Raw genomic sequence first — 23549 nt, forward strand, 5'->3', positions numbered from 1 at the left:
GATGCAGCGGCCTGCTCCGTAGGGTCGCGACCGTGCCCGACATATCGCTGACCACGCTCGTACTGCTCTGCCTCGCCGCCGCGGCGGCCGGATGGATCGATGCGGTGGTGGGCGGTGGCGGGTTGCTGCTGTTGCCTGCCCTTCTGCTCGGTCTGCCGCAGACCTCGGCCGCCCATGTGCTCGGCACCAACAAGGCCGTGTCGATCGTGGGCACGACCGGTGCCGCGATCACCTATGCGCGCAAGGCACGGGTGCCGGTGCGGACGGCGGTACGGATCGGTCTGGCCGCGCTCGCGGGATCGATGGGCGGCGCGTTCTTCGCCGCCGGCATCAGCAGCGATGTGCTGCGGCCCGTGATTATGGTGGTGCTGCTGGCCGTCGCCGCGTTCGTCCTGCTGCGACCTTCGTTCGGGACGGCGGCGGACGGGGTGGGGCGGCCCGTGACCAGGGCGCGCACCATCACCGCGATCGTCCTCGTCGGCGGTGGCATCGGCTTCTACGACGGACTCTTCGGGCCCGGTACGGGCACCTTCCTGGTACTGGCGCTGACGGCCGTGCTCCATCTCGACCTGCTGACGGCATCGGCGACCGCCAAGATCGTCAATGTGTGCACCAACGGCGGGGCACTGGCCATGTTCGCCTACCAGGGCACGGTGCTGTGGCAGTTGGCGGCGCTGCTCGCGGTCTTCAACTTGATGGGCGGGATGTTCGGGGCACGGATGGCGCTGCGCAAGGGCAGCGAGTTCGTGCGCGGGGTGCTCCTCGCGGTCGTCCTGACACTGGTCGCCAAGCTCGCCTTCGACCAGTGGTCCGCCTGAGGTCCTCCGTGCTCAGGCCGGACGGACGCCGATGAGATGGGCGAAGGCGACCACGTTGCCCCGGTAACCGGTCTTCTCGCTGAAACCGCCGCCACAGGTGATCACCCTGAGTTCGGCGCGCTTCGTGGATCCGTACACCTTTCGGTCGGGGAAGGCGTCGGCCTCGTAGACCTCGATCGCATCGATGGTGAACACGGCGGTACGGCCGTCCCGGCGTGAGACCTCGATGCGGTGGCCCTTCTTGAGGGCGCCGAGAGCGTAGAAGACGGCCGGTCCCTGTGCGTTGTCCACATGGCCGGCGACGACCGCGGTGCCCTTCGCGCCTGGCGTCGTGCCCCCGCCGTACCAGCCGGCGAGGTTGCGGTCTGCCGCAGGCGGCACCTCAAGACCGCCCGCGCGGTCGAGGCCCAGCCGCATCAGGGGGGTGTCGACGTCGATGTCGGGGATGCGCAGGCGCAGCGGCGGTGACGGCGGCAAGGGGTCGGCGGCTGCGTCGGTGTGCGCCCGCGGACCAGCGGCGAACGCCTGAGCCGCGGAAGGCACCGGCGGAGTCAGATCCCGGGAGCCGTTCTGCACCAGATAGACACCGGTGCAGACGGCGGCGGCCAGCACCCAGCCCTTCGCCTTGGTGCTCATCGATCCTCCCGTGGAGCCCGGTCGTGGGTACGCCCCGTTCCCGGCAGGCTCAGGACCTGCCGGGAACGGGAAGCGGGGTGTGGTCGCGGCCTTGGCCGCAGCCGTCAACCGCCCTGGACGCCGCTCGCCCGGCGTCGCAGGAACAGTGCCCCGCTGACGGCGGCAGCGGTGAGTACGGCCGCTCCCGCCGCGATCTGTACGGTGTCGGGGCCCACGCTGCCTCCCACACCGGTCCTGACATGGCCGGTCGGCTGCTCCTGGTGCTGCCCGCTGGATTGCTCGTCCCTGCGGTGCTGCACGGTGACATCACCGCTGGCCCGCTTGCCGTTCTTGCAGCGCACGCTGATGCCGTACGTGCCGGCCTCGGTCCGCTCCGGGATGCGGAACTGGCCCTCCACGGTGTCCTTGTGCGTTCCGGGCGAAAGATGGAACTCACCCGCGCCGAGCGAACGGGCATCGCCCACCCCATGGCCGTTGCGACCGCAGGCGGTGGTGTTCACGGTGACGGTGGCGCCCGGTTCGGCGGTGGCCGGGAAGACCTCCAGGGACTCGTGGTCCCCGGCGTACGCGACGGGGCCACCGACGCATATGACGGCGGCTGCCAGTGCGGCACTGGTCAGCAGACGGGCGGTCGTGCGCATGGTCGTCCTCCGAGGAAACGCATGGGTGGGGTCGTCTCCTCCGAGGAAAGTCGGCCCTGGCGTCCCACGCCTGCTGATGGACCATCAGATCGGCTCCACCGGGCGGGTGTGTTCCCTCAATGGCGAGAGGAAAGTGCAGGTCAAAGCAGTCATCGTGGTCATCGCGCGGGGTCGCGCCGAATGGGTGATACGGGACGGTCAGGGAGTGCGCAGAGATTCAGCGGGCGGAGTGAGGCGCTGGCTCGGTCTTCGGATGGGGCGGGTGCCTGCTGGGGCGCCGGGGGCGTTTGCGTCTTCGAGCTGGCTGCGGACTCGGGGGTCGGGGCGCTCGGGGTGCTGGGTGAGGCTCGGAAGGGCTCGGGGTGCTCGCCATCGCAGGGTGATGTCAACGGCGCCCCTGCCTTCTACCCCGCCGTGCAGACCCTGAGGTGGCGGCTCTGGGGAGGGCCTTTGACCTGGTCCTACTCGGGAGGTGCGTCGGTCCGGGTGATGGGGTGTGTGGTCGTCATCACCGTGTTCGGGTGAAGGTGAGCTTGACCTCAACCGAACTTGAGGTATCACCCTCTCACTCATGGATCTCATCACCCGTGAAGCCTCCCGGACGTCCACCGCCGTCAAGACGCCCCTCAAACTCGTCGTCATCCTCGCCAGCAACCGGGAGGGACGGTTCGGCCCGGTCATCTCCGACTGGTTCCTGGAACAGACGGCGGGGCGTCGGGACTTCTCCGTCGAACTGGTCGATCTGGGCGCGACCGACATCGGCACGTACCTCGGCGCCAACCCCGCCCCACAGGTGGGCGAGGCACTCGCGGCGATCACACCGAGACTGGCCGAGGCTGACTCCTTCATCGTCATCACTCCCGAGTACAACCACTCCTTCCCCGCCTCCGTGAAGAGCCTCATCGACTGGCACTACAGCGAATGGCGGGCCAAGCCCGTGGGGTTCGTGTCCTACGGAGGTATGTCCGGCGGACTGCGCGCGGTGGAACAACTGCGTCTGGTCTTCGCCGAAATGCACGCCGTCACGATTCGCGACACCGTCTCCTTCCATCAGGCGAGCGCCCACTTCACCGACGACGGACGGCACAAGGACCCCTCGGGGTGCGAGGCCGCTGCGAAGGCCCTGTTGGATCAACTGGCCTGGTGGGCCGAGACCTTGCGGGACGCCAAGGCGGAGCACCCGTACGCCGGGTAGTCACACCGTTGGTAGTGCACAGGGGAAGGGCCGTGTCTGTGCCCGTTCCCGTGCCCGAGTTGAGTGGAGTCGATCGCTGGAAACGTCCGGGGCATCCCGAGGCATCGGGCGGTCGGCGAGTCGGCGAGTCGGCGAGTCGGGGGGCGCCCCAGGAGGTGGCCGTAAGGGCCACTCCGGGGACGCCCCCTGACTGTCGCACTCGACGCGGCTCCTTATGGTCTGACCTGCGTGCCCTTCCTTGCTCCCCGGCAGGAGGGCTACGGAGGTCCGACCCTGCCCCTGCCCCGATTCGACCCGACCCTGCCCCGATCTGATCCGACAGGGCGGGGGCGGTCAGAAGCTGCGACGCCTGGCGGATGTCTGGGGGCATGGCCAATGGACCTGTCGGTCCCTCAGGCGCGACGGCCGAGGAGTGCGAGCAATCGGGTCTGGGCGCCGTCGCCCGGCGGCGGCTCGATGGGCGGGGCGAACAGCCCCGTCTGGGAGAGCGCCGACGCATACGGCGTGACCTCGTCCAGTGCGAAGTGCACCAGCGCTGCGGGCAGTCGCTCCGGTGCGCCGATCGCCCGGGACAGATCCCAACTGTGCACCACCGCATCGGTGATCATCTGCGCGCAGTAGGCGACGGCAGGAGTCTCCCCGTACGACAGTCCGACCGTGCGTTCCAGCGCACCCGGTTCGGAGAACGCCTTCCGCGAAGCGCGGGCTGCGGCGTCCCAGACGGCGCGCGGGCGGGTGCCGAGCACATCGCCGTCGTACGCATCGCCCACCTCCGCGATGGTGGCTCCCTCGGTCACCAGTTCCGGCACCCAGAGTTGTTCCGAGGTCAGATGGTTGACGAGATCACGGACTGACCACTCGGAGCAGGGCGTCGGCTCACCCCACTGGTCGGCCTTCACCGCGTGCACCCGTTCGGAGAAGAGCGCGAGGGCCTCGGAGTGGCGCGTGAGGAGCGTTGTCACATCGATGTCCATGCGCTCACTGTTGCGGTCCACGAAGGGGGATGCGAGCGTGCCGGCGCGTGTCCCGACAGCTGTGACACGGCTGCCGAACAGCTCGGTCGACCGTGGGCAACGGAGCCGGGCGAAGGCCGCCAGAAGGCCCCGATGGGTGCTGGAGGCGTGGGGCGGCGGCCTGCGCAGGGACAGGGGGTGCGCAGCGGGTGGTCACCGGAGGGTCGGGGACCTAAGGACGGCGACCGTGGTCATTCGCCGCTCGCGACCAGCGCTTCCTGGATGCCTTTCTCCTTGGCGCCCAGATAGCGGGGGTCCGGCTCGAACGCCGCGTCCAGCGCCGCCTTGCCGGCTGCGAGCACCTCCCGCACCCCGCCGTAGTACCAGGTGGAGTCCTGCGGTTCGGTCACACCGATCCCGTACGACTCGACCCCCGCCGAGCGACAGAGCGTCACCGCCCGATGGATGTGGAAGTCCTGTGTCACCAGTACGGCTCGATCGACACCGAAGATCTTCTTCGCCCTGACGCACGAGTCCCAGGTGTCGAAGCCCGCGTAGTCGCTGACGATGCGGGCATCAGGCACCCCGCGCTCGGTGAGGTAGGTCCGCATGGCGTCGGGCTCGTCGTACTCGACCCGGCCGTTGTCCCCCGTCACCAACACCACCCTGACCTTGCCCCCGCGATAGAGCTCCGCCGCCGCATCCAGCCGGTGTGCCAGGTACTTCGTTGGCTTGCCCTTCCACAGCCCTGCCCCGAACACCACCGCCACATCCTGGCGGGGTACTTCGGCGACGGTGGTGACCCGACTGTCGGCGACCAGGTGCATCCAGGTGGCCGGGGCAAGCCCGACGACGGACGCGATCATGGCCGCCTGTACCAACCGACGTTGTGCCCGACGAGACCTCAAGAGCCCCGGCCGTGACAGCTTGCGCAGGGCTGACGGCTTGGCCCGATCGCTGAGGCCAGACGGGTTCCACCGGAGTCGTCGTTGCTTCATACCTGGTCAGACGACTCCTGACGGTCATTGGTTCACCGTCCCCCCAGGGAGGGAGGGGCTGCCATCGTGTCACCGGTGGGCGCCCAGGCCGCGGGTAGCAGCGACCGTACGGCCGCCGACGCATAGACCGCCGTGGCGAGCCAAGCCGCGGCGAACCCATCGGGATCGGCGGGCAGCAGCCGCCCGAGAGCATCGTGTTGTCGATCCGCGGCCGTGTCCAGCAGCGCCCGCACACACTCGGCACCCGTGGCGAGTCCCACCGATTCCAGTCGGCGCGGGAGTTCACCATCGGCGCTGGCCGCGGTGATAGACCGACCGCCCGCGACGGCACGATCCACCGCACGACGCAACAGGTCCAACTCGATCGGCAACTCGGGCGAGCCCGCTGGAAGAGAGGACGGCCGCACCTGGCCGCCGCCCACCCCCAATCGCTCGGGCGCAACGGAGTCGGGAGTCGGCGCGGGAGATGCTGCGATGACCCCTTCCCCATCCGCGTGGTCGGCCGGCGCACCGGTGGTGTCGACCGACGGTCCGGACGCGGCGCCGGCGCCGGCGTCGGTGGTGCCCGGACCTGCGGGCACAGCAGGTGGTGACCCGGCCGGGATGTGCGAGCGATTGAGCCGACGCAGCCCCAGATCGGCGCGGAACTGCTCACCGTCGTGCCCTGTCCAAGCCGCCGCCAGGGCCTGGACGGCCCCCGGTCGATCGGCTACCACGCGCACGATCATCCGCAGGGCCAGCCCCGGTCGGGACCTCAGCAGACGGAGGTTGTCCGCGTAGGCCAGTGCGGACCGCTCGTCGGGGGCCAGCAGACCCACCTGGGGCCCGTCGGTGATCCGCAACCCCCTGCCCTCGATGGTGCCGGCCACGAAGAGCAGATCGCCCCCTGCCGGGCGGGCGTCGGCCGGCTGCTCCAGCCAGTCGAGCGCGGCGGCCAACTGGTGAGCAGGAGGACGCTGCCAGAGCGCGTCCAGCGGCTGTTGATGCCAGCGGGCGCCCGAAGCACGCACCGATCGGACGCGGGACCCGCCACCGACCCTTCCGTCCGCCGAAACGGTGGGCCCGGTGAGGATCACCGAGCCGCCGTCGCCCCACTCCCGCAACGGGAGCGCGCACCCCCCTGGCACCGGGGTCTGAGCTGCCTGCGCTGCACGCTGGGCATCTCCCGGCGCCACATCGGAGATGGTCAGCAGGGTGCCGTCCGGTGCCAGCCCGTAGGTGACCGCCCCGGCGTACCCGGACGCCGTGACGATCGGCTCGGTGAACAGTCCGTAGAGCCTGAGCGGACCGGACGGCTGGTAGGAGCGACGGGCCGGGGTGATCGCCTCGGCGGGACGACGCAGCAGCCCGAGCAGCCCGGCCAACTCGGCGGACAGCTCAGGCAGTCGGAACGACGGGTCCTCCGAGCGGGCCTCGTCGAGCCGCCGTGCGATCCGCACCGCAGCGGCGGCCGGCAGATGCAGCCCGGCCAAGCGTCCCGAGTGCGCCGCGTGCAGCAAACCGGCACGATGGACCGCGCCGGCGCCACTGACCCCGCTGACCAGGACGGCGGTCGCCGCGTTCCGCAATGCGGCCATGGCCCGCGTCTGCGCGGGGGTCAACTCGCACGGGACCGTGCCGTTCGCTGCTGCGTCGAGCGAGGAACCGTCCCTCTCCTCGGGTTCCGTAGGCGTCTCGGGCCGCGGTGCCCCCTCCGCGACGGCGGTAAGGCGCTCCGGTGAAGGCGCCCCATGAGCCGCGGCATCGGCTGTCGGCTGCGCGTCGGGCCCGGTCCCCGTCGTGCCGTCGGCCAGTTCACCGGCCGGTCCTTCCCCGTCGGCTCCCGGCGTCGGTTCCAGTGCCAGCGGGGCGCTGGAGAGGAGCGTGGCGCGATGGAGACAGGCCGGGGCCAGTAGACAGGTGCACACGGCGTCGTCCGCGTGCGCCACGACTCCACCCGTGGTCCGCAACGTCACCGAAGTGTCCTCGTCCACGATGACGCGGACCCCGTCGGACGTCGTCTCCACCGGCCAGCCGGCCACCTTTCCCATGGCCCGGTCCACGCGTCCGCGCAGTCGAGGGGGCAGCAGGTCCAGCGCCTGTGCGGCCACCGCCGCAGAGACGGGTGGCAAGGGTGGGGATGCGGTCGTCATCGGTGTGTACCTCCCACACGTTCGCCGACCCAGCGGGCCAGCTCCAGAGGGCTCAGGGCGGCGACGGGCATTCCTGCCGCCACCAATCGACCCGCGGTGCCGGTCGAGTACCGAGGTCTGCCCTCGTCGTCGAGCGAGGCACAGCCGAGGACGTGGCACCCCGCGTCGACCAGCGACCGAACCTCGGAGAGCAGCGGACCGATCGGGCCGCCCTCTTCGAAGTCACTGACCAGAACGACCAGCGTCCGGGACGGCACGGTCACCAACCCGCGTGCGTGACGCAGTCCGCGGGCGATGTTGGTGCCGCCGCCGACGCTGACCTCCAACAACAGGCTCAGTGGATCGTCCACCTGGTCGGTCAGGTCCAGCACTTCGGTGGAGAAGGCGACGAAGTGCGTACTGAGTGCCGGGACGCCTGCCAGCACCGAGGCGGTCAGCGCCGACCAGATCGTGGATGCCTCCATCGACCCTGACACGTCCACCACCAGCACCAGACGCCAGTCGGTGGAGCGACGGGCGCGCGTACGGAAGACGGGGCGCTCGGGGACGACCGTCACCACACCGGTGTCCGTGTCCCGCCGGGCCGTGGTCAGATTCGCCCGCAGGGTGCGGGGCAGATCCAACGGGCCGCCCGGTCGGCTGGTGGGGCGAGGGTGAGTCAGCCCGGTGAGCGCGGGGCGCAGCCGGTTGGCGAGCGCCGCAGTCAACTCGGCCACCAAACGGGCCACCAGCGGACGCAGCCGGGCCAACTGCTGCTCGGGAAGCCCGCCCGCGTAGGACAGCACCGTACGCAGCAACTCGACCGACGGCCGTGCCGCTGCCGGGTCCATGGCGAGCGCTGCATCGAGACGGCCCGCATCCGCTGCCGCGGCCAGCACTTCCTCACGCACCCCCGGTCCGAACAGGACGGCCAACTCGTCCGACCAGGTGCGCACATTCGGATACGAGGCATCCGTACCGCCACCGCCGCAGCCCTCCCCGCTGCGGGACCCCTCGCCGCGTCCGCGCCCGTACAACTCGTCGAGCGCGGTCGCGTACCGCTGGGCCTGGCCGGTCAACTCCGCGCCACGGCCCAACAGCAGGCGCCATCGCTCGCTCGCGCCGAGGGCTCCTCCCTCCACGGCCGGGACGGGCTGCCGTGTCTCCCTACCGGCCGCTGTCGTACCGATGCCACGGCCGTTCTCCCGGTGACCGTCATCGCCGGCGCCGCGCATGGCCACCGGGGTTCCGGTCGACGAGGGGAAGCCCTTCGGCGCTCCTGATGCACCGCTGTGCGCAGGCGGCACCTCCCGTACCTCGCCCGGCGCACTCCCGGCGCCGGGCGAGGTGCGCCGCTTCGGTGGCACACCGGCAACCAGCAGGCCCGAGGCTGTCAGCGCCTCCCTGCCGGCCAGGTCGGCGAGTGCGAGTCGAGCGGACATCGCGGGATCCACCCCCCGCAGGGTGCCGACCTGCGCGCCCGTCCGGTCTTCGACGACCGAGAGCAGCCGGGAGCGGGCCGCCGGGGAAAGGACGTCGAACCCTGCTCTGAGCGCCGGCAGACGGTCCAGGAAGGCTCGGTCGGCAAACTGCTCCACCCGCTCCAGCAGTGGATCCAGCGCTCTGCCGGTCTCCAACAGAGGGCCGGCGGCAAGAAGGGCCCCGCGCAGACACTCCGCCAACTGCCCGCGGAGTTCCGGGGTGCTGGCGCCATCCGCACGGGAGGCGAGCCCCGTCCCGAACGCGTGCGGATCCCACTGCCCCAGCAATACCCGGGCCGCACCCGCGGCGCCGCGCATCAAGGGAGTGCCCCCGGCCTCCAGCCGGACGAGGGCGTCCGCCAGCCGCAGCCCGCCCCCCACGGAGGACGCCTGTCCGGCCAGGGCGACCAAAGCCCGCGCATCGTCGGGATCCGTCGAGCCCGCGAGCCCGTCCAACGCCCGGACCCCGGCCGCCGCCAGCTCCTCATGGGCGGCGGTCACGGCCTGCTGTTCCCAACCGACGTCCAGCCCCGGCACATGGCCCGAGCGGATGCGGTCCAGCAGGGTCATCCCGGCCAGCAGTTCGGGCAAGGTGCCGGTCGCCGGTAGTTGCTCGGCCGCCGCCGCCAACCGTTCCACGGCCAGAGCGGGCAGCACACAGCGCGTGGCCTCCGCCAGACCGTCCAGTGCCTCGGCCGCCGAGGGGCCGCCCTGTCGCCGCTCCTCAGCCCGCCGCTGCCGCAACACGCCCGCCGCGGCCTGTTCCAGGGTCACGCCGTGCATTCCTGCCACATCGAGCATGGCGGCCGTCGCAGGCGACCAGTCCACCACCCAGCGGCTGGTCAGCGCTGCGGCGTCGCCGACTCCGGCGACCGCGGACTCCTCGCCGTAGGGGATACGACAGACCGCGAGTCGACGCAGGGCGACCTCCCGCCGACGGTCCAACTCCCCACGGAGGACGTCAAGGCGCAACTCCCGACGATCCGGTTCCTCGGGGCGGGGCAGTTTCAACTCGCCCAGCAGGCGTTCCACCGCGGGTCCCAGACCCGAGCGCGGGGTGCCCGGAGCCAACCGCCCCCGACGCCTTCCGACGAGCACCTTCTCCATGGCGGCGGCCACCACGCGACCGCGCCCCAACAACCTTCCCTGGGTGAGCACGGTCTGCGCCGCCTCCGCCAACTCGCCGCGCCCGGCGGCCGGCAGCCCCCGCAGCGCTGCCAGGTCCCGGGCCACCCGCACCACCTCCCGGGCATCGGCAGGTCCGCTCGGGTGCCCGGCGCCCCTGATCTCCGCGCAGATCCGCACCGCCGTGGCGGTGAGGAGATCATCGAGAAGCCGTGGATCTCCTGCCGCGGCGAAGACGCCGTGCTGCCACTCGGGGTCGCGGATTCCGGCCGGGTAGCCGGATCGCTCGTCGAGCAGCGGATAGGAGTAGGGCACCAGTGAGGTGCTCACCTCCATGGCCTTCGTGGGCCCGTCATCGGTCGACGGCGGAGACAACTCCCAGCCCACCAGTGCGGGTGAGTGGAAGGACCCCACCACCGCCGCCGTCCTACGGCCCCGGAACTCGGCCAGTCGGCTTCGCATATGGGCCTCGCGCCGCAGATCGTGCCGGTCGACCGGACCCGCGTCCGAGCGCAGGGCCCAGCCCACGAGCAGGGCCGCCCGCCGCAGTGCCTCCGGGGTGCTGCCGGGAGCGGCCGACTCCACCAGCCGGTCCCACAGGTCGTCGCCGGGGCGACCGGAGGCCCGGGCGTGCAGGGCGGCGCTGAGCGCACCCGCCGAAGAGCCCTCCGGCGCGCTTCGCCCGTTCACCTCGGGCAGTTCTCGTCCGCTGCCGTCCCGGCCTTCGCGAGCCCCGAGCGGCAGATCGAACGGGACCACCGGGACATCGGCCTGCCGCGCCCAACGGATGGCCGCCAACTCGGGCGAGAATTCGGCGAACGGCAGGAAGACCAGCCCGTCGCCACTTCCGGCGAGCGCGACGGGAGGCACGGTCGCGGGGTCGGCGAGATGATCGATCCAGGGCGCGAACTCCACCGGCAACTCGATCAACAACACCTCCGGATCAGCCGCGGCCAGCAATGCCGGCACGGCCGCGGCCAGTGCGGGGGAGTGGTGTCGCACACCGATGAGGTAGGGGTCGCGACACCCGGCGAGAGCCGCCAACGCCCCCTCGGGCGCAGCGATCCGCCCCTCCTCCCCAACCGCCTCACCGTCCGCCCGGGGTGAGGCCGTCACACAGGGGTCACCCCAGGTCATCGCGGAGCTCCCACAGCGTCCGCCACAGTGGTGAGCCTGCCTCGGCCCGTCGGCGCACCGGACCGTCCCAGTAGCCCAGCAGACGGGCGTGGTCGGCGGGATCGTCCTTGCGCACGGTCCCCAGCAGATGCCCCGGGAGGGTGCGCACCACATCGCGGCCATTGCTCAGATAGGCGGCACCCAGCCCCATGGAGGCCGCCACGTGCACTGCTTCCGCCGTGGACATCACCGTCGACGGGCGCTCCACCTCCCACCCCTCGGCGCTCCGACCGGAGCGCAGGTCCCTGAAGGCGGTCACCAGCGCCTCCAACACCGTGTCGTCGACGCCGAAGGCCGCCCCGGAGCGGGCCAGGGCCGCGGTCGCCTGGCTGCGGACGAGAGCCGTCTCCGCGTCGAGATCGGCGATCGGGCCGACCTCCTCGAAGTTGAAGCGGCGCTTCAACGCCGCCGACATCTCCGAGACGCCGCGGTCACGGAGGTTGGCGGTGGCGATCAGGGTGAACCCGGGCACCGCGTGCACGGTCCCCTCGCCACCCTCCCCCGACAGCTCGGGCACGGACATGCGCCGCTCGGAGAGCAGCGAGACCAGGGCGTCCTGCACCTCGGGCAGACAGCGCGTGACCTCCTCGATGCGGGCCACCGCCCCGGTGGTCATGGCCGTCAGCACGGGGGAGGGGACCAGCGCTTCCCTGCTGGGTCCCTTCGCCAACAACAGGGCGTAGTTCCACCCGTATCGCAGCTGGTCCTCGGTGGTGCCCGCGGTGCCCTGAACGGTCAGGGTGCTGGCACCGCACACCGCAGCGGCGAGCAACTCGGACAGCATCGACTTCGCGGTGCCGGGCTCGCCGACGAGCAGGAGCCCCCGCTCTCCCGCCAGGGTCACCACGCACCGCTCGACCAGGGCGCGGTCACCCACGAACTTCCGTGAGACGACCAACTGTGAACCGTCCGCGGCCCGCAGTGGCTCGTCGCCCGAGCCGCAGATGAACAGCACCACCGACCGGGGGGTCATCCGCCAGCCGGGAGGTCTGGCCCCCTGGTCGTATCCGGCGAGGAAATCCAGTTCCTGTCGGTAGCGGTCCTCCGGCAGCTCCACCTGCCGTGGAGCGCCTGCCGTCCCCGCTCCCTCTGTCGTGTCGCCTTCGATCGCACTCATCGTCCACCCCTCCTGGCCTTGCGCCCCGTGAACTCCTCGAAACCTGGCACATCGCCGTCCAGGACCCGTCGCCACGCCGCCCGGAACAGCTCTCCCACCGTGTGGTCCGGGGCGAGGAAGCCGCTCGTCGCACGGGAGAGCAGCGCCTCCTTCCAACCCTCCACGGGAAGCCTCGGCGCCTTCTCCTCCAGCCAGGCACCGGGCAGGAAGAGCGACCGTCCGGCCCTCGCCCGCTTGCCGTCCACGACCAGGTCGGTCGCGGCCAGTTCCTCCCGCGCCTTCTTCAGACGGGCCGGCTTCCACCCCGTCCACTCCGCCTGGCTCCTGTCCGTCGGATCGGGGAGCGCCAGCAGCATCAGATACAGCACGGCCCCGTCCTCGCTGAGCGAGAACCGCTCGGCGACCGCCGGCACCAACTCCGGTGCGCTGCGCAGTGGGTCCTGCGCCGGGCCCGTCGGTCCGTCATCGGTCAGCAGTGCCATGAAGTCGGCACTGAGCAGTGTCCGCAGGGCCTGCAGCAAGCTATTCTCGCCGGCCGCGGCCGTCAGGAGTTGGAGGTCGGGATGGTCGGGGCCCGCGGCCTCGCCGGTCACCAGCGGAGCCGACCTCACCCACACCCCGTCCCAGTCGGGGTAGTAGTGCAACGGTGCGAGCACCAGGGCCTCCGACACCTCGAACAGGTGCTCACTGCCGGTTCGGCTGCGCGGAGGGTGGTTGTACGCCTCGCGCAACTGCATCGAGGTCGCGTTGCCCTTGGCGTCCCAGTTGACTCCCAGGTCGAGCAGGAGGCCCGGATCCGCCAGCCGCGTTCGCAGCAGGCGCAGCGTGACCGGCAGGACCTCCCGCAGTGGGTCACCGAAGGGGAGCCGGTAGGCGAGCCAGCGCAGCGTTCGTACGTACGACAGCAGTGTCTGGCCGGTGAGCAGCTTCTCGGGGGCGAGCGCCGTCAGCGAGCCCTCCTTCCACTGCTGCTCGGTGCTGCCGGTCAGCTCGGGCTGCGCCTCCGGATTGAGCGCGCAATCGAGCGCGCGGCCCGGTCCGATCTCCTTGACGGCACGGGCGACCAGCCAGGAGGGTGCCACCCGTCGCTTGCCCCAGGCGGCCAGCCAGGCATCGACGAGCTGACCCGTCTCGAAGCCGTCCGTCCACAGCGCGGTCACGCGCAGGGGGTCCACCGGCAACTGCAATGCGGTGAACCGTGTGCGGTCCCTCGGCGAGAGGTGTTCCAGCACCGCGCGACCCACCTTGGCGTCCGCGCTCTTGAGCCCCAGCGGTGCCAGGTACTCCGCGGGCAGGAGTCCCTCGCGACCGTAGTTGCCCAGACCCGGGAGTCCCAACTGGAGCAGGGCGCCCGTAACGGGACTCACCCCGACCTGATCGGCGAAGTCCCTCGCCCGGTCCGGGTGGTAGGGCAGGGGGCCGAGCTCCCGCACGGTGTCGATCAGCTGCCGTACCACGTCGGCCCGGACCGGATCGCAGGGCGAGCCCAGTACGTCCGATTCGAGCTCGGTGTAGCCGTCCCACGGGCCGAACGCCCCGGCGGGGTCGTACTCGACGCAGATCCACTCCGCGTACTGATCGTTGACCGCCGTGTTGGAGAGCACCAGCAATCGGCGCGCACCCGAGCGGAGCACCGTCCCGATGAAGTCATCGGTGTCCTGCTGGGCCGCTCCGTTCCACCAGGAGCGGAGCTTGGCGACCCGTATCCGTCCCTTCGGGTCGACCAGGACGGCGTCCCCGTCCGCCCGGACCGCGAGGGCGGCTTCGAGGAACTCCAGGAGCGCCTCCCGGTGCGCCGGCGGCGTCGCGGGCGAAGCCGCCCGCACGGCCATGGCTCCCAGCCCCTGACCGGGCAGGTCGAGCCAGCCCACCTCGGTCTCCTTGACCGGAATCCGGGCCCCGTCGGCTTCCGGTGCGAGCAGTTGCCCGACGGCCACCACCTGCCCCAACGCGGTGCTCTCGTGCTCCCCCCAGGAACGCCACCTGCCGTAGTAGCGACGGGTGCTCAGCAGCCCGCCGAGCGCCTCCTGGAGCGGGCCGTCCTGGGCGTACTTCGCCGTCGGACGGGTGAGCGGTTCGCCCTGGGCGACGCGCTCCGCGAGAGCGGTGATCTGCGCGGCCTGGCGTGCAGCCACGCCCAACAGGCTCGCCACACCGGCCAGCAGCCCCGGATGGGTGATCTCCGGCAGCAGCTTGGCGACGGCCTCTTCCGCCTTGTGGCCGGCGGCCACCGCCGCGAGCAGTTCCCCCGCACGCTTCTCGGTGAGGTTGCGCAGCGCGAGCGAGCCGCGCTCGTCACGGGGGCGCAGCGCGTGCCAGTAGCCGACGGGTGCGATGAGCCTCGTACCGCCCGCGTACTCCTGCTCGTTGGCGCCCTCCATCACGAAGGCCAGGCACAACCCGGCGGCGTCAAAGAATTCGATCTTGGTGTGGTAGCCGCGGGATTCGCGCGGATACAGTGCGGCGCCTCCGGGCAGTCGCAGCGGCGGCATCGGTATGTCGTTGCTCAGACGCTCGACGTCGGCCGACGGGCGCACCGGAACGGGCTTGCTGCGGGTGCCGTCCACCGAGCAGGCGGTGAGCGTACGAGCCGCGGGATCGAACCGCACCCACCAGCCGACCACGCCCCCGGCGCTGCCGAAGGGCGACGACTCCAGCCCCGGCCGCACCGGCAGCAGCCGGCAGGAGCGCTCCACGAGCACACAACCGCTGCCGTCGCTCAGAGCCGAGTCGAAGAAGGCTGGCACGGTGATGCGGCCCCGACGGGCCGACGCCGGGTCGTAGTCCCACCACTGCCCCTCGTGCAGTACCCACAGCGAGGTGCCGTCCGATGCGACCGGGCGCCACAGGTCCGCGAACGAGGTGTCGCCGGCGTGCACCGGACGGGCGCCGAAGGTTCGGCTTCCGTCCGAGAGCTCAAGCGATGGATGTTGGTGGGAGGGGTGGCTCTCCGGCAGCATTCCGTCCGGTTCGAAGGTCTCCGGACCACCCCCGGACCAGCGGGCTCTGCGTTCGGCATGGTGGCCGGTGACGGTGAGCCACTGACCTCCCACGTAGCGGACGAGCGGCGGGCCCAGCGGCTGGCCGTTCCGACGCGTGGGCAGGGAGAGGGTGTGAAGGTCCAGCACCTTCTCCGGCCCCACCGCCGCGGCCTGTGCGCCGCGCCGGACCACCAGCGTCGGCCAGGCGTCGGCCAGTTGGATCCGCTCCGCGTCCCGCTGCCGTGCGCTCGGCGTCTCCACTGGACCCAGCGCCGTCAGTGCCTCGTCGAGGGCGGGCCATCCCAACTCGTCGACGATGCCCGAGCGCAGGGTGTGGGCCAGTGCGGCGGCGGGGGAGAAGGCCGTGATCCGGCTCACTGCATCCGGCGCCGCGGACAGGGCGGACCAGGACGAGAACCCTGACAGCCGCTTCACCAACTCGTCCAGCCCCGGCAGACCCAGGGGCTTGGACAGGTCGTCGGCCCGCTCGGTGAGCCAGTCCGCGATGACCGACCGCAACGCCTGGTGTTCGGTGACGAGTTGCAGGCGCGCCGTCGAGTCACCGGTGCCGACGAGCCGCTCCAACCCGCTGCGCAGTATCCCTGCGAACCGGGCGTCGGCGACGAGCGCCGTCAGATCGCGGCGGCCTTCCGTCGAGTCGGAGAGCCAGCCCTCCAGCTCAAGGCCGCCCATGTCCTCGGCCGGTGGGGTGACGGGGATGCCCCGCGCGAGACAGAGATCGAGCACATCCAGATCGGCCGATGTCCGCCATCCGTCGCGCAGCACCTGCACCGGAGTGCCATCGGCGATCAGTTGATCCGCCAGGCGCTCCACCAGCGCCAGTTCGGCGGGCAGCCGCCGCGCGTTCCGCCAGCCGCGATCCCGGTGCCGCAGCCACTTGGACAGCCATGGCGCAACGGGCACGGCGCCGGTCAGGAGCAGATCGAACGCCCCGCACCGGTCCAGCAGCGAAAGCCAGGCCCCGTCGAACTCCGTGGGTTGGTCGCCGCCGGTCTTCGGGAAGATCGTCAGCAGCCTTTCCCGTGTCACCGCGTCCTGCTCGGCGATGACGGCGAGCGCAGGCAGGGCGGACTTCCAGAAACTCTCCGCGGCGCGGTCCATCGCCCCCATGTGGAGGATCTCGCGCAGGAGCGAGCGCTCCTCCTCGCCCACGTCCAGGCCGGCGCTCTTCGCGAGCCGCCGCAGGTCCTCCAACATGCCCGCGTAGGGGGCGAGTCCGGACGAGCACCGCTGCGAGGAGATCAGCCGGAACTCCGCGTACGCCTGCGGGTGCGGCAGCCGCTCGCTCAGCCCCCTGACGTACTCCCGAAGGGCCTTGCCGCTGAGTGCTCCCGCCCCGGCGAACTCAAGGAACACCTCCCGCAGTCGATCTTCGTCGATGGGCAGTGCATGACGCTGTTCTGCGGCCCGGGCCTTACCGAAGAAGACGGACGCCTGCTGCTCGGCCTCGGCGGCCAGGAACAACCTGCCCACCTGCTCGTAGAAGGTGGGCAGGAACTGCGGAACCGAGCGGTCCAGCCGCTCCCCGATCTCATCGAAGCCCTCTTTGGCCAGGCCGGGCTTGGTGCCCACCAGCCGTGTCAGCCGCTCCATCTCCTGCACCACGGCCAGGGCGTGGTGCCCGTTGGCCGGGTCGTTCACCAGGGCCCAGGCGGGGAAGCCCAGCGACTGCGGCTTCACCCGACCCACCGGGGCCGAGCGGCCACCGGAGAACCCCAGATACTCCAGTGCCAGGTCCTCGGCGGAGCCGAGTGCCTCCGGCACCAGACGCACCACCGTGCGGCCGTCGAGCGTCGGGTGCTCGTACGCCCGGGCGGTCAGTGTCACGCCCTGCTCGGCGCCTGCCTCAGGCGTTCCGTCCCCCGCTGTCGCATCGAGGGGGAGTACCGCCCCCGCCTCCAACAGCGCCTCCCCAGCGCCGAAGCCGTCCGCGCCCTGTGCCTCGTGCCCGCTCACCGAACCCCCACCGTGCCCTTCGCTCACTTGCTCCCCCACCTTGTTCATCGCAGTGCGTCCGCCGCGTTCTCATCGGCCACGACCTTGCCCGCGTACACCAGGGCCGCCATCCGCTCGCCCTCGGACCAGGCCACCGGCCCCACCTCGTCCAGCCCGAGCCTGCGGCCGTCCTTGTCCCGCCACTCCAGGGCCCCGGTGACCGCCTCGGCATCCGGATAGTCGGCCCCCAACCAGTACCGCGCCTCCAGCACCCGGCCGCCTTCCACGAGCGGACACAACGCCTGACCGCCCCGGACCCGGTACCCCAGGGACAGTGCGCGCGAGATCGCATGGCGCAGCTGTTTGAACTTGGCGTCGGCGTACTTCGGCCAGGAGTGGCCGCTCGCCTCCTCGGGGCGTCGCCACACCTCCCGGAACAACTGCTGAACCTTCTGCTCCACCCCCAGTTCGACCGCGAACTCCCTGAGGTCTTCGAGGTCGTCCAGCAGCACCGGATGGGGAATCAGCACGCTTTCGCAGGCCAGCCACACCGAATCGCCGTCCAGGTCGACCATGCCGATGCCCCGCTCGGGGTCGGCGCCCCGCAACAGACCGGCGCGCTCCATGTCGGCGCCGCCGTCCGCGCCGACCGGTGCGACCACCAGGTCCCGCAGCGCCGACTGCCAGGCGGGGTCCGGCCACACCTGGGCGAGCACCGCCACCGGTATCGGCAGCGAGCGCACCAGCCAGGTGTCCACCTGCTCGACGCACTCGCGCTCATGGCGCTCCAACCATTCGGCCAGCTGCCGAAGCCGCACCACCTCGGCGTCGTCGCGCAGCTTGGACGGAACCTGTTTCAACTCGCGGCCCGCCGCATTGCGACAACGCACTTCACTACCGTCAAGCGTCACGGCATAGCCGCCGCTCGCTGTCTCGATCCAGCCCATGGCAAGACCGCCTCCCCGACGTACCGGTTTCGATGTCGCTGACACTAGGTGAGGGGTCTGACACCGCGCTTCCCAGTGGGCGGGGCTGTGGATAACTTCGCGCGAACGCTGTTCCTCGCCCCTCTCCAGCCCCTCTCCAGCCCCTTTGCCGGGCACGTCCGACCGTGCGGGCCATTTCTCCGCACCCTCGCCGTCCCCACCCGCCCTCGACTCCGGTTACCTTCGGTGCATGGCAGGCCCCACCAGCACCACCCCATCCGGGCCCGGCACTCCGGGCCCCTCCAGCGATGCCGCGCCGAGCGACACCGGCAGCGGTCGGCACAGCAACCCCAGCAGCGCCGCAAGCCCCGGCCACACCGGCACCTCCGACCACACCCCCAGCCTCCCCGGCTTCCCCGGCCTCTCCGGCTCCCCCGACTACAACGAAGCCGCCACCGCCCGGTGGGCCCCCGAGCCGGACAAACGCCCGGGCCGCACGGCATTCCAACGGGACCGGGCGCGCGTACTGCACTCCTCCGCACTGCGCCGACTGGCCGGAAAGACCCAGGTCGTCACTCCGGGCACCCGCAACCAAGCCTGGGACGCCAGCCCGCGCACCCGGCTCACCCACTCACTGGAGTGCGCACAGGTCGGCCGTGAGCTCGGTGCCGCCCTCGGTTGTGACCCCGACCTGGTGGAGGCCGCCTGTCTCGCGCACGACATGGGCCACCCGCCCTTCGGACACAACGGAGAGGCCGCACTCAACGACTTCGCCAAGGAGTACGGCGGCTTCGAGGGCAATGCCCAGTCCCTGCGCCTCCTCACCCGCATCGAACCCAAGAGGTTCGTGCACGACGACCATGGCGACCTGGTCAGCGTGGGCCTCAACCTCACCCGGGCCACGCTCGACGCCGCCACCAAGTACCCGTGGCCCCGCGGTGGCCACCCCACCAACCCGGACTCGGTGAAGTTCGGCGTGTACGAGGACGACGTGCCCGTCTTCGCCTGGATCCGCGAGGGCGCACCCGAACACCGCATCTGCTTCGAGGCCCAGGTCATGGACTGGTCCGACGACGTCGCCTACTCCGTCCACGACATCGAGGACGGACTGCACGCCGGTCACATCGACCCCAATCTGCTGCTCGCCGAGCCCGAGCGCGCCGAGCTGTGGCGGATCGCGATCGGCCGCTACGTCCCCGCCGACACCGAGCCCCAGGAGCTGTCCGACGCCCTGGACCGGCTGATCGGCCAGGAGTGGTGGCCGCACCACTACGACGGCTCGGCCGTCGCGCAGGCCCGGCTCAAGGACGCCACCAGCCAGCTCATCGGCCGGTTCTGTCTCGCCGCAGAGGGTGCCACCCGGCAGGCGTACGGCACCGGCAGACTCACTCGGTACGCGGCGGAACTCGTTGTTCCGCGAGAGGCGCGGATGGAGTGCGCGGTACTGAAGGCCGTGGCCGACTGCTATGTGATGCAGCGCGCAGAACAGGAGGCACTCCGAGCGGACCAGCGCATCGTGCTCGCCGAGCTCGCGGAGGCTCTCACCGCCTGGGCGCCCGACACCCTCGACCCCCAGTTCCGCGCGCTCTTCCACGCGGCGAAGGACGACCGGGCGCGCGGTCGGGTGATTGTGGATCAGCTGGCATCGCTCACGGACGCCTCAGCCCGCACCCTGCACGCCCAGCTCACGGCCCGGCGCTGAGCCCGCCGAGGGCCGGTCCGAAGACGACTGCGCGGGACACGCCAGGACCACTCCCTCTTCCGCCAAACCGGTCCGTGCGGGACGCTCCCTAGGGCTGCGCAGCACAAAAGCACTGCGTCGACCCGTCGAATCGTCCTGCACCAGACGCAGCACCGAAGCAGCACCAGGCGCACACAGGAGGCATCAAGTGGTCGACGGACATCGCACATTCGTCATCATCGGCGGCGGGCTCGCCGGGGCCAAGGCCGCCGAGACGCTCCGTGCCGAGGGGTTCACCGGACGAGTGATCCTCATCGGCGACGAGAACGACCATCCCTATGAGCGCCCACCACTCTCCAAGGGCTACCTCACCGGGAAGGAGAAGCGCGACAGCGTCTTCGTCCACGAACCGGCCTGGTACGCCGCGGCGGACGTCGAACTGCACCTCGGCCAGACCGTCGTCTCCATCGACCGCGCCGACAAGGCGGTCCACCTCGGGGACGGCACGGTCCTCCACTACGACAAACTGCTGCTCGCCACCGGTGCCGAACCGCGCCGCCTCGACGTACCGGGCACCGAGCTCGCCGGTGTGCACCACCTGCGCCGGCTCGCCCACGCCGACCGGCTCAGCCGGGTCCTCGGCTCTCTCGGCCGGGACAACGGCACCCTGGTGATCGCCGGCGCCGGTTGGATCGGCCTTGAGGTCGCGGCAGCCGCCCGCGGATACGGCGCCGAAGTCACCGTCATCGAACCGGAAGCCACCCCGCTCCACCAGGTCATCGGCCCCGAGCTCGGCCAGGTCTTCGCCGAACTGCATCGCGACCACGGCGTCCGTTTCCACTTCGGGGCCAAGGTCACCGAGATCACCGGCCAGGACGGAGCGGTCCTCGCGGTCCGCACCGACGACGGCGAGGAGCACCCGGCGCACGACGTACTCGCCGCCATCGGTGCCGCTCCCCGGACCGCGCTCGCCGAAGCAGCCGGCCTCGACCTCGCCGACCGGGCGCACGGCGGCGGGATCGCCGTCGACGCGGCCCTGCGCACATCCGACCCCGATGTCTACGCAGCCGGTGATGTCGCCTCCTCCCTCCACCCCCTCCTCGGTACCCGGCTGCGCGTGGAGCACTGGGCGAACGCCCTCAACGGCGGCCCGGCCGCGGCACGCTCCATGCTCGGCCTGGACGTCAGCTACGACCGCGTCCCCTACTTCTTCTCCGACCAGTACGACCTGGGGTTGGAGTACTCGGGGTGGGCGCCGGCCGGCTCCTACGACCAGGTCGTCCTGCGGGGTGACGTCGGCAAGCGTGAGTTCATCGCCTTCTGGCTCAAGGGCGGTCGGGTCCTCGCGGGGATGAACGTCAATGTGTGGGATGTCACTGCCCCGATCCAGGACCTGATCCGATCGGGCGCGCGGGTCGGCTCCGACGCCTTGGGCGACCCTTCCGTACCGCTGGCGTCCCTCGTTCCCTGACCGCTGATCCCGGTGGCGTCTGACCGCCGTGCCGAGCATTCGACGGGATCGGGACCGACCAGGCTCCGCCGCCGTACGCGGTGGGGCCGCCCCTCGGCGGGACTCCGCACCCCCGAGGGGGGTCCTGCCGCGCCGGCAGTTGTCCACAGCCAGCGATAGGTGTCGGCGCGCGGCCGTAGAATTCACGCGTGGCAGGCAGGATCAACGATGACGACGTCAAGGCGGTTCGGGACGCGGTCCCGATCGACGCCGTCGTTTCCGACTACCTCCAGCTGCGCGGCGCGGGCGGTGGAAACCTCAAGGGCCTCTGCCCCTTCCACGATGAATCGACGCCATCCTTCCAGGTCAGCCCCAGCAAGGGCCTCTTCCACTGCTTCGGCTGCCAGGAAGGCGGGGACACGATCGCCTTCGTGATGAAGATCGATCACCTCACCTTCTCCGAGACCGTCGAGCGGTTGGCCGCCACCGCCGGAATCACCCTTCGCTACGAGGAGGGCGGGTACAACCCCAGCCATCAGCGGGGCGAGCGGATCCGTCTGGTCGAGGCGCACAAGGTCGCCGCCCAGTTCTACATCGACCAGTTGGAGACCAGTCCGGAGGCGGAGACCGGCCGTGCCTTCCTCGCCGACCGGGGCTTCGACCAGGGCGCAGCCCAGCACTTCAGCGTCGGATACAGCCCCCAGGGTTGGGACCACCTCACCCGCTTCCTGCGGGGCAAGGGCTTCAGCGACAAGGAACTGCTCCTGTCCGGGCTCACCCAGGAGGGTCGGCGGGGCCCGATCGACCGCTTCCGGGGCCGGTTGATGTGGCCGATCCGCGATATCTCCGGCGATGTCGTCGGATTCGGAGCCCGCAAGCTGTACGAGAGCGACAACGGCCCCAAGTACCTCAACACCCCCGAGACGGGCATCTACAAGAAGTCGCAGGTGCTGTACGGCATCGACCTGGCCAAGAAGGAGATCGCCAAGTCCCGGACGGCCGTGGTCGTCGAGGGGTACACGGACGTCATGGCCTGCCACCTCGCCGGCATCACCACCGCCATCGCCACCTGTGGCACGGCCTTCGGCGGCGACCACATCAAGATCCTCCGCCGGTTGCTGATGGACAACGCCACCGCCGAGGTGATCTTCACCTTCGACGGGGACGCCGCGGGTCAGAAGGCCGCGCTGCGCGCCTTCGAAGACGATCAGAAGTTCGCCGCCGAGACGTCCATCGCGATCACCCCGGGCGGCATGGACCCCTGTGAGCTGAGACTTGCCGAGGGGGACCATGCGGTCCAGAAGCTGGTCGAGACCCGCACCCCCCTCTTCGAGTTCGCGATCCGGCAGATCGTGCTGCGCCACAATCTGGAGACGCCCGCCGGACGTGCCGCCGCGCTGGACGAGGCCGCCCCCATCGTCGCCGGCATCAAGAACGGTGCGATCCAGCACGAGTCCGCCGTGCAACTGGCCGGCATCGTCGGCATCCTCGACACCCAGTTCGTGGTGAAGCGGGTCGCCCAGCTCGCCCGCTGGGCGCGTGATCGCGGCGGAAAGGGACCTGCGCCCTCGCGCACCGGCGGGCGGCGCGAGCAGATCCAGGCCCCGGCCGTTGCTTCTTCCGGGCCCGCCCTCAATCTGCGCAGCCCCGCCCACCGCACCGAGCGCGAGTTGCTGAAGCTCGCACTCCAGAACCCCGATCTGGTGTCACCGGCCTTCGACGCCTACGGAGTGGACGAGTTCACTGCTCCGCCCTATGCGGCGGTCCGCCAGACCATCGCCGAAGCCGGTGGTGCCGAACAGGGCCTGATGGACGCATCGGGCTATCTCGCCCGGGTCCGGGAGACCGCGGCGGACGACACGGTTCGCGCGCTGGTGACCGAGTTGGCGGTCGAAGCCATCCACGCCAGGACCGTGGACGAGACGTATGCCGGCATGCAGTTGGTGCAGGTTCGGCTTCGAGCGGTCGATCGGCGCATCGCCGAGGTGCAGGGCACCCTGACCCGTCTCGGCAGCCACGCGGACCCCGAGCACCTCACCGCCGTGCAGAACGAACTGTGGGTGCTCCAGCAGTACGGGCAGTCCCTGCGCAACCGCGGGGCCGCTGCCCTCTAGTCGTGTCCGAGGCTTTCCGGGCGCATCGGACCGAGCGGGAACCAGAAGAAGGCCCCTGACGAAGGCTCCGGCGTTCCGTCGGCGTCCCACCCTGGAGCATCCCCATGATCCTCCCGGCTCCCTTCTCGTCACACCGTTCACTGGGGGACACCTCCTACCTGCCGTGATGCCGTTTCGGTAACCGGACGGT

General features: G+C 71.0%; 14 protein-coding genes. 5 read left to right on the top strand and 9 right to left on the bottom strand.

Translation table 11 applies throughout. From position 1 onward, the window contains the following. The first annotated feature begins 32 nt into the window (after window positions 1-32). The gene (locus ACFXJL_RS10425) at window positions 33-818 is read left to right on the top strand and encodes a sulfite exporter TauE/SafE family protein (RefSeq protein WP_384690997.1); all 786 of its coding nucleotides are present in this window, start codon (window positions 33-35) and stop codon (window positions 816-818) included. Between the two features lie 12 nt (window positions 819-830). Here the strand turns inward: ACFXJL_RS10425 and ACFXJL_RS10430 are convergent, their stop codons facing one another. After that, window positions 831-1454 carry a class F sortase gene (locus tag ACFXJL_RS10430; RefSeq protein WP_358879096.1) on the bottom strand — a complete coding sequence of 208 codons (624 nt, stop codon included), beginning with the start codon at window positions 1452-1454 and terminating at the stop codon, window positions 831-833. A gap of 104 nt (window positions 1455-1558) precedes the next feature. Next, window positions 1559-2095 carry a hypothetical protein gene (locus tag ACFXJL_RS10435; RefSeq protein ID WP_358879097.1) on the bottom strand — a complete coding sequence of 179 codons (537 nt, stop codon included), beginning with the start codon at window positions 2093-2095 and terminating at the stop codon, window positions 1559-1561. Window positions 2096-2666: 571 nt separating this feature from the next. Between ACFXJL_RS10435 and ACFXJL_RS10440 the strand changes: the two genes are divergently transcribed. Then, entirely contained in the window at window positions 2667-3290 is a 624-nt protein-coding gene (locus tag ACFXJL_RS10440) for an NADPH-dependent FMN reductase (protein WP_384691002.1), read from the top strand. A gap of 392 nt (window positions 3291-3682) precedes the next feature. On the opposite strand, the gene ACFXJL_RS10445 is transcribed toward ACFXJL_RS10440, so the two are convergent. The 7 genes from ACFXJL_RS10445 to ACFXJL_RS10475 form a co-directional block, all read right to left on the bottom strand. Beyond that, window positions 3683-4264, bottom strand: a complete 582-nt coding sequence (locus ACFXJL_RS10445; protein ID WP_358879099.1) for a TIGR03086 family metal-binding protein — start codon at window positions 4262-4264, stop codon at window positions 3683-3685. 230 nt (window positions 4265-4494) lie between these two features. Continuing rightward, window positions 4495-5109, bottom strand: a complete 615-nt coding sequence (locus ACFXJL_RS10450) for a vancomycin high temperature exclusion protein (RefSeq protein WP_384691005.1) — start codon at window positions 5107-5109, stop codon at window positions 4495-4497. Between the two features lie 164 nt (window positions 5110-5273). Next, window positions 5274-7373, bottom strand: a complete 2100-nt coding sequence (locus ACFXJL_RS10455) for a hypothetical protein (RefSeq protein ID WP_384691007.1) — start codon at window positions 7371-7373, stop codon at window positions 5274-5276. Beyond that, a complete protein-coding gene (locus ACFXJL_RS10460) occupies window positions 7370-11095 on the bottom strand; it encodes a DUF5682 family protein (protein WP_384691010.1) in 3726 nt (1241 codons plus the stop codon). The genes ACFXJL_RS10455 and ACFXJL_RS10460 overlap by 4 nt, the downstream gene beginning before the upstream one ends. After that, a complete protein-coding gene (locus ACFXJL_RS10465) occupies window positions 11082-12251 on the bottom strand; it encodes an AAA family ATPase (RefSeq protein ID WP_384691013.1) in 1170 nt (389 codons plus the stop codon). Before ACFXJL_RS10465 ends, ACFXJL_RS10460 begins: the two co-directional genes overlap by 14 nt. Continuing rightward, a complete protein-coding gene (locus ACFXJL_RS10470; RefSeq protein WP_384691015.1) occupies window positions 12248-17236 on the bottom strand; it encodes a hypothetical protein in 4989 nt (1662 codons plus the stop codon). The genes ACFXJL_RS10465 and ACFXJL_RS10470 overlap by 4 nt, the downstream gene beginning before the upstream one ends. Before the next feature lie 17 nt (window positions 17237-17253). Next, entirely contained in the window at window positions 17254-18135 is an 882-nt protein-coding gene (locus ACFXJL_RS10475) for a DUF4132 domain-containing protein (RefSeq protein ID WP_358879105.1), read from the bottom strand. 229 nt (window positions 18136-18364) lie between these two features. Between ACFXJL_RS10475 and ACFXJL_RS10480 the strand changes: the two genes are divergently transcribed. From ACFXJL_RS10480 to dnaG, 3 genes are all read left to right on the top strand, one after another. Beyond that, on the top strand, window positions 18365-19816 hold the full coding sequence (locus tag ACFXJL_RS10480) for a deoxyguanosinetriphosphate triphosphohydrolase (RefSeq protein ID WP_384691018.1): 1452 nt from the start codon (window positions 18365-18367) through the stop codon (window positions 19814-19816). A 187-nt stretch (window positions 19817-20003) separates the two neighbouring features. Then, window positions 20004-21266, top strand: a complete 1263-nt coding sequence (locus ACFXJL_RS10485; RefSeq protein WP_358879107.1) for an FAD-dependent oxidoreductase — start codon at window positions 20004-20006, stop codon at window positions 21264-21266. A gap of 188 nt (window positions 21267-21454) precedes the next feature. Further along, a complete protein-coding gene (gene dnaG, locus ACFXJL_RS10490; RefSeq protein ID WP_384691021.1) occupies window positions 21455-23359 on the top strand; it encodes a DNA primase in 1905 nt (634 codons plus the stop codon). The last annotated feature ends 190 nt before the right edge of the window (window positions 23360-23549 follow it).

Origin of the sequence: Streptomyces sp. NPDC059256, from assembly GCF_042753785.1 — a bacterium.
Classification (GTDB): Bacteria; Actinomycetota; Actinomycetes; order Streptomycetales; family Streptomycetaceae; genus Streptomyces.

Excerpts from the sequence above, each read along its gene's own strand:
- ACFXJL_RS10430 (WP_358879096.1), bottom strand. The coding sequence starts at position 1,454 with ATGAGCACCAAGGCGAAGGGCTGGGTGCTGGCCGCCGCCGTCTGCACC.
- ACFXJL_RS10435 (WP_358879097.1), bottom strand. The coding sequence starts at position 2,095 with ATGCGCACGACCGCCCGTCTGCTGACCAGTGCCGCACTGGCAGCCGCC.
- ACFXJL_RS10440 (WP_384691002.1), top strand. The coding sequence starts at position 2,667 with ATGGATCTCATCACCCGTGAAGCCTCCCGGACGTCCACCGCCGTCAAG.
- ACFXJL_RS10445 (WP_358879099.1), bottom strand. The coding sequence starts at position 4,264 with ATGGACATCGATGTGACAACGCTCCTCACGCGCCACTCCGAGGCCCTC.
- ACFXJL_RS10450 (WP_384691005.1), bottom strand. The coding sequence starts at position 5,109 with ATGATCGCGTCCGTCGTCGGGCTTGCCCCGGCCACCTGGATGCACCTG.
- ACFXJL_RS10455 (WP_384691007.1), bottom strand. The coding sequence starts at position 7,373 with ATGACGACCGCATCCCCACCCTTGCCACCCGTCTCTGCGGCGGTGGCC.
- ACFXJL_RS10460 (WP_384691010.1), bottom strand. The coding sequence starts at position 11,095 with ATGACCTGGGGTGACCCCTGTGTGACGGCCTCACCCCGGGCGGACGGT.
- ACFXJL_RS10465 (WP_384691013.1), bottom strand. The coding sequence starts at position 12,251 with ATGAGTGCGATCGAAGGCGACACGACAGAGGGAGCGGGGACGGCAGGC.
- ACFXJL_RS10475 (WP_358879105.1), bottom strand. The coding sequence starts at position 18,135 with ATGGGCTGGATCGAGACAGCGAGCGGCGGCTATGCCGTGACGCTTGAC.
- ACFXJL_RS10480 (WP_384691018.1), top strand. The coding sequence starts at position 18,365 with ATGGCAGGCCCCACCAGCACCACCCCATCCGGGCCCGGCACTCCGGGC.